This window comes from Rhodopseudomonas palustris, from assembly GCF_013415845.1.
Taxonomy (GTDB): domain Bacteria; phylum Pseudomonadota; class Alphaproteobacteria; order Rhizobiales; family Xanthobacteraceae; genus Rhodopseudomonas; species Rhodopseudomonas palustris_F.
This window is the reverse complement of sequence record NZ_CP058907.1, coordinates 2,917,667-2,929,509: the sequence shown is the minus strand read 5'-3', so window position 1 is coordinate 2,929,509 and position 11,843 is coordinate 2,917,667. Positions and strand designations below refer to the sequence as shown.

The following is an 11,843-nucleotide window of genomic DNA, read 5'->3' as shown; positions in this document are numbered from 1 at the left end:
CTTGTTGTTCAGCCCGGAGACATAGTCGACACGTGTTCGGAGACATGACCGACACCTTTTCCGCCCGTCAAGTCGATGGTGGCGACTTGGTGGGCGGCGAAGAACACGCCGTATTTGCCGTCGGTGGAGAGCGGCCTGATGGCCAAGCGCTCTCCGGCGAAGGCTTGCGGCACCTTCCACAAACGACCTTTGAAGCTGACATAGGCCTTGGTTTTCGGGACGGAGCGGACGATGTCGCGCTCATCGTATTCTGGAGCCGGCAGGCGGTCCGGCAGAGAACGCCGGCTCGGCTGGTAGCGATCAGCAGGCACCAGCTGGCCTAGCGACTCGTGAGGGCGCTCGAAGTTGTACACCTCGCGCCAGGAGTCGAAGGCACGTTGCGCCTCGGCGAGGTCGCGCAAGGGCCGCAGCGCAAACACCTCGTCGTCCAGCGTGCGATGAAAACGCTCGTTCTTGCCGCGGCTCTGCGGGTGATAGGGACGGCTGCGGATCACGCTGATGCCGAGCTTGAGCAGCCACACCGAAAACCACGTCCAGCGCTCGCCGGAACTATCCGACCACGGCGAGCCGTTGTCGACGAAGATCGTGTCGGGCAAGCCGTAGTGCCGGAACGTCGTTTGCAGCCTGTCCTGCACGGTTTCGCCGCGCTGATCGGCGCAAGCCTGGAGGCACAGATCGTAGCGTGAGTGATCGTCCACCACGGTCAGCGGATGGCAGCGGACGTCGTTGCCGAGCCGAACCCAGCCTTTGAAGTCCATCTGCCAAAGCATGTTCGGCGCCGGCATCTCGAACCGCAGCGTCGCCGGTGGACCGCCGGCGGCAGGCTTGATCCGGCCGTGCCGGCGCAGGATCTCGTGGATCGTCGACACCGCCGGAGCGCTGTGTCCGGACCGCTTCATCGAGCTAGCGATCTTGCGCGCCCCCCACGCCGGATGCGCATCGCGAACCGCCAGCACCTGTGCCTCGCACGCCGCCGAGGTTTGCCGCGGGCTTTCGTGCGGCCGCCGCGATAGGTCGACGACATCACCTCCGGCCGCGCATCGCTCCAACCATTTGTAGCCGGTCGTCCAATGAATGCCGAACCGCCGGCACAACTCCCGCCGGTTCGCTCCCTCCTGCATCGCAAGCCGGACGAACTCTCGTCTCTGATCCACTGCCGACACCTCACGCCAGGGCATGGACTTGGCCTCCAACCGCCAAATCCAGCCACTATGATGCGTCGACTATGTCTCCGAACACCCGTAGGTCATGTCTCCGGGCTGAACACTTGTCCGGGCGACCCAGTATTGCAGAGCGCTGATGTCAAGTAACAGGCGCTCTTGGATACTGGATCCCCCGCATGCGCGGGGGATGACGACTGTAGCTTGAGAGGCCGCAGCGTCGCAGCCGCGGCCTTACGGCTTCAGAATCGAAGCACCGGTCGTCACACGCCCTTCCAGATCGATATGCGCCTTGGCGGCGTCTTTGAGCGCATAGGCGTGGTTGATCGGAACGTGCAGCTTGCCTTCGATCACGGCCGAGAACAGCGTGTCGGCGCCCTCGATCAGTTCCTTCCGCGTGCCGATATAATCGTTCAGCTTCGGTCGGGTCGCGAACAGCGAGCCGTGGTTGTTGAGCTCGGTAAGCGGGAACGGCGGCACCGGGCCTGAGGCGTTGCCGAACGACACGAACAGACCGCGCGGCTTGATGCACTTCAGCGAGCCGGGGAACGTCGCCTTGCCGACGCCGTCATAGACCACGTCGCACAGCTCATTGCGGCTGATCTGCTTCACCCGCGCCACCCAGTCCTCTTCGTTGTAGAGGATGACGTGATCGCAGCCATTGGCCAGCGCCAGATCGGCCTTGGCCTTGGAGCCGACGGTGCCGATCACATGCGCGCCGAGCGCCCGCGCCCATTGGCAGGCGAGCAGACCGATGCCGCCGGCGGCAGCATGGATCAACACGCGGTGGCCGGGCTCCACCTTGAAGGTCTTGTGCAGCAGGTACCACACCGTCAGGCCCTTGAGCATCAGCACCGCGCCCTGCTCGTAGGTGATGTGGTCGGGCAGCTTCACCAGCTTGGCGGCTTCGATATTGCGCTCGGTGGCATAACCGCCGAGATTCGCGTAGTACGCGACGCGGTCACCGGGATGGAAATTGGTGACATGCGGACCGACCGACACCACCTCACCCGCGCCCTCGTTGCCGGCGACGAACGGCAGCGACGGCGCCTTGTACAGGCCGGTGCGGAAGTAGACGTCGATGAAGTTCAGCCCGACGGCGTGCTGGCGGATGCGGACCTCGCCCTCGCCCGGCGGCGGCAGCTCGACGTCCTCGTAGACCAGAACCTCCGGTCCACCCACCTGATGCACCCGCACCGCCTTCGCCATTATTGTCCCCTCAGGTCTATTGTCAGCGTCACGGAAGGCCATCGCTTCGGCCTTGTCAACCGGCGGCGATGCGGCGGCGCACGGCGTCACCGCGGCTTGGCGCGGTTACGCTTGGCAAGGACGTTGAAGAACTCCACCGCGGCCGAAAACAGGATGGCGAAGTAGATGTAGCCGCGCGGGATGTGGAACGCGAAACCATCCGCCACCAGCGCCACGCCGATCAGCACCAGGAACGCCAGCGCCAGCATCTTGGTGGTCGGGTGCTCGGAGACGAATCGCGCCACCGGACCCGACGAGACGTACATCACCGCCATCGCGATCAGCACCGCCGCGACCATGATCTCGATGTCCTGGGCCATGCCGATCGCGGTGATGATCGAGTCGATCGAGAACACCAGGTCGACGATCACGATCTGCACGATCACCCAGAAGAACGCCCGGTCCGCCGTCGATGGCTGCGCCTCGCCGTCCTTGGCTTCGACCTCGGCGTGAATCTCGTGGGTCGCCTTGGCGATCAGAAACAGGCCGCCCAGGATCAGGATGATGTCGCGCCAGGAGAACGCCCTGTCGGCAATGCTGAACACCGGCGTGGTCAGGCCGATCAGCCACACCAGCACGCTGAGCAGCAACAGCCGGAACAACAGCGCCAGACCGAGGCCGATCTGGCGGGCGCGGGTCGCCCGCGGCTCGGGGATTCGGGACACCAGCACGGACAGGAAGATGACGTTGTCGATGCCGAGGACAATTTCGAGCGCCGTCAGGGTGAGCAGCGCGGCCCAGGCTTCGGGACTGGACAACAATTCGATCATCGGGGGGCTCGTCGGAATAAGCGAATGAGGGTGTCGGCGAGGCAGACGTAGAGGGCTACCGCGCACAGCAGGATCGTTACCGGCAGCGGGACTTCGAAGTCGCGGACAATTGCATAGGCGGCGAGCACCGCCCACAACGCGATCAGCGCCAGCGTCAGCCCGCGCAATCGCGCAACACGCACCGGATGCACCACACGAAACGGCACAAACGTCAGCCCGATCAACGCTGCTATTCCCAGGCTGCCGACGATCGCCGGCGGGTGCAGCAAGAACAGATAGAACGCTGCTGCGTTCCAGAGCGCCGGAAAGCCGCGGAAGTGATTATCGTCGGTCTTCATCCGGCGGTCCGCGAAGTACATCGCCGAACTGATCACGATGCCGACGCCGAGCAGCGGCGCTGCGATCGGCAACAGCAGACCACTCGCGGTGATCGCATAGGCCGGCACGAACACGTAGGTGAGGAAGTCGACCACCAGATCGAGCACATCGCCCGACCATCGCGGCTGCAGCCGCGCGACGTCCAGGCGGCGCGCCAGCGGACCGTCGATCGCGTCGATCAGTAGCGCCAGCCCGAGCCAGGCGAACATCCCGGCCCAATGCTGGCGCACCGCTTCCAGCATCGCCAGCAACGCGATCGCCGCGCCGAAGGCCGTGAACAGGTGCACGCCGAGCGCGGCGGCGCGGCGAGTGCCCGATCCGGGCGGCAATGGCGATGGGTCCAGCTGGGTCATCGGGCATCGTGCATATCAGGTTGGGTCCCGGTCTGCACAATCAGTTGCGGCGTTCGGTCGCGTAAATCGCCCAAAACGTTAATGTTTCGCGGCGGACTTGAAATCGTCGCATGCCGGAGCAATTGTCTCTGGCATGACCCAGAGCCTGATCGAGCCTAACAGCTACGACGCCATCGTTGTCGGCGGCGGCCCCGCCGGCCTCACCGCTGCCATTGCGCTTGCCGACATCGGCGCGGTCACCGCATTGATCGCGCGCCAAGTGCCCTACGGCGATAATCGCACCACGGCCCTCCTGGGCGATTCGATCGACATTCTCGACCGGCTCGATGTCTGGCGCCGCTGCTCGAGCAAGGCCGCCGCGCTGCGGTCGATGCGACTGGTGGATGACACCGGCAGGTTGATCCGGGCGCCAGAAGTGAAATTCGCGTCCGATGAAATCGGCATGGACGCGTTCGGCTACAATATCGAGAACCGTGCCCTGCTGGTCGGCCTCGAAGAACGCGCGGCCGAGCTGTCGAACCTGCAGCGTTTCGACGATGAAGCTGAATCAGTCGTGCCGGGCGACGACGAAGTGATCGTGCGGATGCGCGGCGGCCGAACGGTCTCGGCCAAGCTGGTGGTCGGCGCCGACGGCCGGCAGTCCCAATGCCGCGAGGCCGCCGGCATCAAGGTGAGCAGCCGCGCCCTGCACCAGTCGGCGCTGACCTTCAATGTCAAGACCACCCGCTCCCACGACAACATCTCGACCGAATTTCACACCAAGGAAGGCCCGTGCGTGTTCGTGCCGCTGCCGGGTCGGCGGATGAGCATCGTCTGGGTCGCGGCGCCGAAGGAAGCGCAGCGGCTGATGGCGCTATCCGACGACGAACTGTCTGCAGCGGCGGAAAAGCAGTCACAGTCGATCTACGGTAAGATGACCGTCGAGCCCGGCCGCAATCTGTTTCCGCTGGCGATCGAGAAGCCCGCCGCTTACGCACAGCGGCGCATCGCGTTGGTTGGTGAGGCCGCTCACGTCGTCCCCCCGATCGGCGCGCAGGGGTTGAATATGGGGCTCCGGGATGCGGGGGACCTCGCCGAGATCGTGCGCGACGCGATGGCGAATGGCACGGACATCGGCTCCGACGCTGTGATGACGCGCTATGGCCGTAGCCGCGGGCCCGACATCGCCAGCCGCACCGCCGCGATCAACATCGCCAACCGCACCCTGCTCAGCGATCTCTTGCCCGCGCAGATGCTGCGGGCGACGGGGATGCATCTGATCAGCTCGGTCGGCCCGATCCGCCGGTTCGCGATGCGCGAGGGGCTGTCGCCGTTCTGGCGCTCGATCTGAGCCCCGCTAGCCGGGGAACGGGATCTGACCGGTCCGGATCAGCCACATCACGGTGGTGAGCGTCACCACCGACACGAAGGTGCCGATCAGCACCGCGACCGATGCCGGCTCTACCCAGGTATTGTATTGGCGGGCGATCACGAACACGTTCAGCGCCGGCGGCAGTGACGCCATCAGCACCGCAGTAGCCGCCCATTCGGGCGAGAACGGCCCGAACGCCAGCACAAGACAAAACGCGATCACCGGGTGCAGCAGCAGCTTGACTGCCACCAGGCTCGGGATCTCCCACGGCACCCGACCGAACGGCCGTAGCGCCACGGTGACGCCGAGCGTGAACAGCGCCACGGGAGCAGCGGCGTTCTGCAGAAACGCCAGCATCTTATCGACGGCGACCGGCAGCTCGACATGAAACGCTGCGGCCGCCGCGCCGCAATACGCGGCGACGATCAGTGGGTGGAACAGGATTTCGCGCAGCACCGCGATGATAGTCGGGATCAGAGGCCGTTTGTCGGCGGCGGTCAGCGCCATGCCGAGCGGCACGATCGAAAACAGGAAGATGGTGTCGAAACAGAAGATCAGCGCGGTCGGCGCCGCCGCCTGCGTGCCAAGCACCGCCAGCGCTAAGCCCGGCCCCATATAGCCGATATTGCCGTAGCCGCCGGACAGCGCCGCCATCGTCGCTTCCCGCATCGACAGCTTGCCGATCAGCCGGCCCAGCATCCCTGACAGGAAGAAGGCGATCGCGGTTGCCAGCGTGGTCGCCAGCACAAACGGCAGGTTGTTCAGTTCCTCGAACGGCGTCTTCGACATGATCCGGAAGAACAGCGCCGGCAGGGAGACGAATACGAGGAAAAAATTCATCCAAACCAGCCCCTGTTCGGGCAGTTTCTTCCAGCGTCCGCAGGCAAAGCCGACGAAGATCAGACCGAAATACGGCAGAGCGAGGTTGAGAATATCGATCATGCGAAATAGGCAGCGGGGCTTTGGAACCGAGCGGTATCAGGGAAACCCCGCGTGAACCACCGCGGAGCAGAGTCGCCGGTTTACCACTAGCGTCCGCCGCCAAGCTGGTCTATCCGACTCCCATGATCAAAACGCGAACCGCTAAATTTCAGATCGGTCAGATCGTCCGCCACCGGATCTTCTCGTTCCGCGGGGTGGTGTTCGACATCGATCCGGAGTTCGCCAACACCGAGGAATGGTGGCTGGCAATTCCCGAAGAGGTGCGGCCGAGCAAGGACCAGCCGTTCTACCACCTGCTGGCGGAGAACGCGGAGTCGGAATACGTCGCCTACGTGTCGGAGCAGAATCTGCTGCCCGACGATTCCGGCGAGCCGATCCGGCATTCCCAGGTCGCCGAGATCTTCATCAAGGACAAGTCCGGCGGCTACCGGCCGCGCAATCCGTCGCTGAACTAATCGGGCGCGGGCGGCGTGACGATCGGCGCCGTGAAAATGCCTGGCCGGCACGGATTTTCCAGCACGCCGCCTCACGCGAAAGCAAAGCATAGAAGCGCAGAGAGCCACACCCCTGCTAGGCTGTCGTGGGAAGGACCTCTCATGACGCTGACACCGGAGCTCTTGCGCCAGACGCTTACGACAGTGCTCAACTTGGCGAAACGGGAGGGCGGCTTTGACTGCCGCCTGATCGGCACGGCCGCGGACCTGCTGCGCGGGGTGCCGATCGAGCCCGGCGACGTCGACTTTCTGATGCCCACACGAAGCGATGTCGACACCTTCGCGCGGGCGCTTGCCGCCTACCGATGCCTGAGCCCGCCGACATGGATGCCCTGCTGCGTGCAGTACTACGCCGCATTCGAGGTGGGCGGCGTTCCGGTCGATGCCAGCACCGTCGAGTCTCCGTCGCAGTCCACTTTCATTGAGGCTTTCGGCAGTGGCCCCTGGACGCATTTTTCCGAAGTCGCCGTTGGCGATACACGCGTTGCGGTGGTGGCACCCGAACTGCGGCTGGCAACCGAGCTCTGCCGCGACCGCAAGGACCGCGCCGAGATCATCGCCCGCTGGATGCGCGACCATGGCTGCGACACGCCGCTGCTGAGGAACGCCATGAAGGCGCGCGGAATCGACGAAGCAACGCAGTCGTCCGTCATGGCAACCATTACCGGCTGACAGCGCGACGAGTGCAGGCGAGTATGCAGAAAGCAGAAAGGGCGCCACCGGGGCGCCCTTTGCGTTTCGCAATCGCGGTCGCGTGTTACTTGGCAGCCGGGTTGGCGCCGGCCGGAGCTTGAGCTTCCAGCTTCTTGCGCTGCTCTTCGGCGCGCTTCTGCAGCTCTTCCTGCAGCTTCTTCTGGGTCTCTTCGAACTGCTTCGGATCGGTCGGCGGACCGTCATAGGCCTTGGCGAATTCGCCCAGCGGCAGCGGCAGCGTCAGCGGCGCGCCGTTGGAGTTGATCGCCTGCACGATCAGATTCTGACCCTTCTTGAGCTGACTGATCAGATCCGGCGTCGCTTCGTAGTCCGACATGCAGCCGTTGGCGAAGCAGATCACATACGGGCTCTGCTGTGGCGCGTTGCTATCGACGATGATGCGGGTGCCGTGCACGAGCTGCATGCCGAGCGGCAGCGTCACGCGCAGGATCTTCTTCGGCTCGCCTTCCGGCTCGATGATCACCGCGGCGATCACCGGCTGTCCGGATTCGATGCGGCCGTCCTTACCGGTGAAGCACACCTGCTTGGCGTTGGCGTCCTGGCCCTTGAGGCAGAACTTGGTCCAGGGCGCATAGATCAACTGAACCTGCTGCTGCTCGGGCGCAGGGGCCTGCTGCTGCGCCGGCGCCGGGGCTGCTTTCGGCGCCGCCTTGGGGGCTGCCTTCGGAGGGGCCGGCTGCTGGGCCTGCGCGGCGGGGGCGATGGTCAACGCCGCGAACGCGGTCGCTGCCAGCAGGGCGAAGGCCCGCCCGCGCGGCCCGGCCGACGCGACCAAGTTGCAAGACTTCATTCGGAAAACCCTTTCTGAAACGGTCGCGCACCCCAACCGCGACGCTGGAGCTGACAGCGGTCCGTTTGGCCGCTGTCTCGGTGCCAATTGAGGCGGTTACGTGACGAGCCGGTGGGCATCATCGACTGCCCGACTTCAATACATTGGCGAACGCAAAGATCAATGGCAACAATCCCCCGGCACCGGTTTCAAGGCGCGAATGTGGTAAAAATTCCGGCGTGGGACGCGCCGAATCAGATCATCGCTTCATCCGCCGGATTAAGGCCCTTGCCGCCGCGCTCGCGATCGGTACCGGCTGCCTCGCGGGCGTAACGACGGCCGGCGCCGAGTCGGTCGTGACTCCGACACCCGGAATCGTCAGCCACGCCATCGCAATGCACGGCAAGCCCGCGCAGCCGGCCGACTTTGCCGCGATGCCCTACGTCAAGCCGGATGCCCCCAAGGGCGGCCGGATGATCGCCGGCGTGGTCGGCGCGTTCGACAGCCTCAACCCGCTGATCGTCAAAGGCATCGCCGTGCAGCAGATGCGCGGCTATGTGATCGAGAGCCTGCTGGCGCGCGGCCACGACGAGCCGTTCACCCTGTACGGACTGCTCGCGCGTTCGGTCGAGACCGACGACGTTCGCAGCTACGTCACATTCCGGATCGATCCGCGCGCCCGGTTTTCCGACGGCAAGCCGGTCACCGCCGAGGACGTGCTGTTCTCCTGGAAGCTCCTGCGCGACAAGGGCCGGCCGAACCTGCGCTTGTATTACCGCAAGGTCGCCAGCGCCGAAGCGCTCGATCCCCTCACCGTCCGGTTCGATTTCGGCGGCGCGCCTGACCGCGAGCTGCCACTAATCCTGGGCCTGATGCCGGTGCTGCCGCACCACGCGGTCGATCCCGATAGCTTCGAAGAAACCTCCCTCAAGCCGCCGCTCGGCTCCGGCCCGTACCGTGTCACCCACGTTCAGGCCGGTACCAGCGTGACCCTGACGCGCGATCCGAACTATTGGGGCCGTGATCTGCCGATCAACCGCGGCCTGTGGAATTTCGACGAAGTGCGGATCGATTACTTCCGGGAGTCCAATGCGCAGTTCGAAGCATTCAAACGCGGCCTCTACGACTTCCGCGTCGAGACCGATCCGCTACGCTGGAGCGAAGGTTACGACTTCCCCGCCGCCCGTCGCGGTGACGTTATCCGGGACGCAATCAAGCCGGGCACGCCGGAGCCGACCGACACGCTGGTGTTCAACACCCGCCGGCCGGTGTTTGCCGACGTCCGGGTGCGTGAGGCGCTGCTGAACCTGTTCGACTTCGAATGGATCAATCGCAACTACTTCTTCGGCCTCTACACCCGCACCGCAGGCTTCTTCGGCGGCTCGGAGCTGTCGGCCTATGGCCGCACGGCCGACGAAGGCGAGCGCAAACTGCTGCAGCCGTATCTGCCTCGGCTCCGCGCCGACATCCTCGACGGCAGTTTCCGGCTGCCGGAGAGTGACGGTTCAGGCCGCGACCGCGCCGGCCTGCGCCGGGCCCTCGATCTGCTGGAGCAGGCCGGCTACCAGCTCGACGGCACGGTCCTGCGCAAACGCGACACCCGCCAGCCCCTCACCTTCGAGCTGCTGGTGACGACGCGGGAGCAGGAGCGGATCGCGCTGGCGTTCGCCCGTGACCTCAAGCGCGCCGGCATCACCGTGTCGGTCCGCACCGTGGATGCCGTGCAGTTCGATCAGCGCCGCCTCGCCTATGACTTCGATATGATCCCGAACCGCTGGGACCAGTCGCTGTCGCCCGGCAACGAGCAGTCGTTCTACTGGGGCAGCGACGCCGCCGACACGCCGGGTACCCGCAACTACATGGGCGCCAAGGATCCGGCGATCGACGCGATGATTGCGGCGCTGCTACGCGCCCGCGGCCGCACCGATTTCGTCGACGCCGTGCGCGCGCTCGATCGCGTCCTGATCTCGGGGTTTTACGTGGTCCCTGTGTACAGCGTGCGTGAGCAATGGATCGCGCGCTGGAATCGTTTAGAACGTCCAAAGGCCACTGCCCTGACGGGTTATCTTCCCGAAACATGGTGGTATCGGCCGCCGCCGCAGCAACCGCCGCAGAGGTGATCCCGTGAGCCCGCCCAACACCTCGCCGACGCTCGACGGACTGTTTCGCCGCACCCTCGCCCGTCAGCCGGACACGATCGCGTTGATCGATCCGCCGGACAAGCAGCGCATCACCGGGCAGCCGCCGCGGCGCATGACCTACGCCGAGGCCGACCGCGCCATCTCGGCGCTGGCCGCGCATTTCGTCACCGCCGGACTGCCGAGCAATTCGGTGATCGCGGTGCACCTGCCGAACACCATCGAGTTTCCGCTCACGGTGCTTGCGGCGCATCGCGCCGGCCTCGTGGTCGCGCTGCTGCCGCAGCTCTGGCGCCATGCCGATCTCACCGCGGCGCTGAACCGCACCGGCGCGCGGGCAATCGTATCGACACGCTGGATCGACGGCGTCAGCCACTCTGATCTGGCCATGAACGCTGCGGCGGAAGCCTTTTCGATCCGTCACGTCTGCGGCTTCGGCGACGACCTGCCCGAAGGCATGGCCTCGCTCGACGCCGCGATGGCCGACACGACGGCATTGCCGCCGGCGCCGGGCCCGCAGGAAGCCCGCCGCGCCGCAGTGATCTCGTTCGACACCACCGGCGACGGCGTCCGCGCGATCCCGCGCAGCCATCTGCATCTGATCGCGGGCGGCCTGGTGGTCTTCCTCGAAAGCGCGATTCCGCAGGGTGCGGTGATGCTGTCGGCACAGACGCCGGCGACGTTCGCGGGGCTCGCCTCGTCGATGGTGACGTGGCTGCTCAGCGGCGGCACGCTGGCGCTGCATCATCCCTTCGATGACGCGGTACTGGAGCGACAGATCGTCGACCTCGGCTGTCAGGCCCTGGTCGCACCGGCCCCCCTTGCTCTCCGTCTCGGCGAAGCTGGACTCACAGCGCAGGCTCCGTCGCTGCGCAGCGTGGTCGGCCTGTGGCGCGCCCCCGAACAGGTCGCATCCAGTCCGAACTGGATCGGCACGCCGGCCAACTTCACCGACATCTATCTGTTCGGCGAAGCCGGATTGTTCGGCGCCCAGCGTGCAGCGGACGGTACGCCGGCGGCCATCATGCCGGGACCGCACACCGCGCCCCGTGATCATGCCGGCGGTTCGACGGCAGGCGAAATCCTGATTACGCCGAAAGGCACGCTCGGGCTGCGCGGCCCGATGGTGACGCTCGCCGCCTATGCGCCGTTGCCACCACTCAACAGCTCGATCCCGATGGCGCCGCCGCCGGACTTCGTCGACACCGGCTATGCGGCGCGGCTCGACCGAGCCACCGGTGCGGTGTGCATCACCGCTCCGCCTGCCGGGGTGATGGCGGTCGGCGGCTATCGCTTTCTCGCCCAGGACCTGCAGGAATGGGCAAAGCGGCTCGGCCAGGGCGCGCTGCTCACGGCGCTGCCGGACCGGCTCAGCGGCTACCGCCTTGCAGGACGCGCACAGGACAACTCCAGAGCTCGTGAAGCACTTGCAGAACTCGGCCTAAACCCTTTGATGGTCGAAGCCTTCCGCGACGCTCCGAAGGTCGATGAAAACCGCGCATCGACGTTGACGCCGCATTAACAGC

Annotated in this window: 11 protein-coding genes; 5 read left to right on the top strand and 6 right to left on the bottom strand. The window is 65.6% G+C overall.

Annotated features, from left to right (window positions below):
• Positions 1-8: 8 nt before the first annotated feature.
• The 4 genes from HZF03_RS13300 to pcsA all read right to left on the bottom strand — a co-directional run bounded on the left by HZF03_RS13300 (position 9) and on the right by pcsA (position 3,909).
• Positions 9-1,178, bottom strand: a complete 1,170-nt coding sequence (locus HZF03_RS13300) for an IS481-like element ISRpa3 family transposase (protein WP_179906328.1) — start codon at positions 1,176-1,178, stop codon at positions 9-11.
• A 216-nt stretch (positions 1,179-1,394) separates the two neighbouring features.
• Complete coding sequence (locus HZF03_RS13295; protein ID WP_011158224.1) at positions 1,395-2,369, bottom strand: quinone oxidoreductase family protein; 975 nt, start codon at positions 2,367-2,369, stop codon at positions 1,395-1,397.
• 86 nt (positions 2,370-2,455) lie between these two features.
• Positions 2,456-3,178: a TerC family protein gene (locus HZF03_RS13290; RefSeq protein ID WP_119019961.1), complete on the bottom strand. Its 723-nt coding sequence runs from the start codon at positions 3,176-3,178 to the stop codon at positions 2,456-2,458.
• Entirely contained in the window at positions 3,175-3,909 is a 735-nt protein-coding gene (gene pcsA, locus HZF03_RS13285) for a phosphatidylcholine synthase (protein ID WP_119019960.1), read from the bottom strand. Before pcsA ends, HZF03_RS13290 begins: the two co-directional genes overlap by 4 nt.
• Positions 3,910-4,042: 133 nt before the next feature.
• Here pcsA and HZF03_RS13280 point away from each other — a divergent pair, with 133 nt between their 5' ends.
• Positions 4,043-5,239, top strand: a complete 1,197-nt coding sequence (locus HZF03_RS13280; protein ID WP_119019959.1) for a UbiH/UbiF family hydroxylase — start codon at positions 4,043-4,045, stop codon at positions 5,237-5,239.
• A 6-nt stretch (positions 5,240-5,245) separates the two neighbouring features.
• Here the strand turns inward: HZF03_RS13280 and HZF03_RS13275 are convergent, their stop codons facing one another.
• On the bottom strand, positions 5,246-6,202 hold the full coding sequence (locus tag HZF03_RS13275) for an AEC family transporter (RefSeq protein ID WP_119019958.1): 957 nt from the start codon (positions 6,200-6,202) through the stop codon (positions 5,246-5,248).
• Between the two features lie 122 nt (positions 6,203-6,324).
• Between HZF03_RS13275 and hspQ the strand changes: the two genes are divergently transcribed.
• Together hspQ and HZF03_RS13265 are read left to right on the top strand one after the other, a co-directional pair.
• Positions 6,325-6,657, top strand: coding sequence for a heat shock protein HspQ (gene hspQ, locus HZF03_RS13270; protein ID WP_011158219.1), 333 nt, complete (start codon positions 6,325-6,327; stop codon positions 6,655-6,657).
• A 141-nt stretch (positions 6,658-6,798) separates the two neighbouring features.
• Positions 6,799-7,368 (top strand): hypothetical protein, encoded by a 570-nt coding sequence (locus tag HZF03_RS13265; protein ID WP_119019957.1) that lies wholly within the window; start codon positions 6,799-6,801, stop codon positions 7,366-7,368.
• 85 nt (positions 7,369-7,453) lie between these two features.
• On the opposite strand, the gene HZF03_RS13260 is transcribed toward HZF03_RS13265, so the two are convergent.
• Positions 7,454-8,200, bottom strand: coding sequence for an invasion associated locus B family protein (locus tag HZF03_RS13260; RefSeq protein ID WP_011158217.1), 747 nt, complete (start codon positions 8,198-8,200; stop codon positions 7,454-7,456).
• 218 nt (positions 8,201-8,418) lie between these two features.
• On the opposite strand from HZF03_RS13260, the gene HZF03_RS13255 reads away from it, so the two are divergent.
• Positions 8,419-10,299 (top strand): extracellular solute-binding protein, encoded by a 1,881-nt coding sequence (locus HZF03_RS13255; protein WP_119019956.1) that lies wholly within the window; start codon positions 8,419-8,421, stop codon positions 10,297-10,299.
• A gap of 4 nt (positions 10,300-10,303) precedes the next feature.
• Positions 10,304-11,839 carry an AMP-binding protein gene (locus HZF03_RS13250; protein WP_119019955.1) on the top strand — a complete coding sequence of 512 codons (1,536 nt, stop codon included), beginning with the start codon at positions 10,304-10,306 and terminating at the stop codon, positions 11,837-11,839.
• The last annotated feature ends 4 nt before the right edge of the window (positions 11,840-11,843 follow it).

What these genes read in the sequence shown, in the direction of transcription:
- HZF03_RS13290 (WP_119019961.1), bottom strand. Translation starts at nt 3,178, where the DNA reads ATGATCGAATTGTTGTCCAGTCCCGAAGCCTGGGCCGCGCTGCTCACC.
- HZF03_RS13260 (WP_011158217.1), bottom strand. Translation starts at nt 8,200, where the DNA reads ATGAAGTCTTGCAACTTGGTCGCGTCGGCCGGGCCGCGCGGGCGGGCC.
- hspQ (WP_011158219.1), top strand. Translation starts at nt 6,325, where the DNA reads ATGATCAAAACGCGAACCGCTAAATTTCAGATCGGTCAGATCGTCCGC.
- HZF03_RS13265 (WP_119019957.1), top strand. Translation starts at nt 6,799, where the DNA reads ATGACGCTGACACCGGAGCTCTTGCGCCAGACGCTTACGACAGTGCTC.
- HZF03_RS13275 (WP_119019958.1), bottom strand. Translation starts at nt 6,202, where the DNA reads ATGATCGATATTCTCAACCTCGCTCTGCCGTATTTCGGTCTGATCTTC.
- pcsA (WP_119019960.1), bottom strand. Translation starts at nt 3,909, where the DNA reads ATGACCCAGCTGGACCCATCGCCATTGCCGCCCGGATCGGGCACTCGC.
- HZF03_RS13280 (WP_119019959.1), top strand. Translation starts at nt 4,043, where the DNA reads ATGACCCAGAGCCTGATCGAGCCTAACAGCTACGACGCCATCGTTGTC.
- HZF03_RS13295 (WP_011158224.1), bottom strand. Translation starts at nt 2,369, where the DNA reads ATGGCGAAGGCGGTGCGGGTGCATCAGGTGGGTGGACCGGAGGTTCTG.
- HZF03_RS13300 (WP_179906328.1), bottom strand. Translation starts at nt 1,178, where the DNA reads ATGCCCTGGCGTGAGGTGTCGGCAGTGGATCAGAGACGAGAGTTCGTC.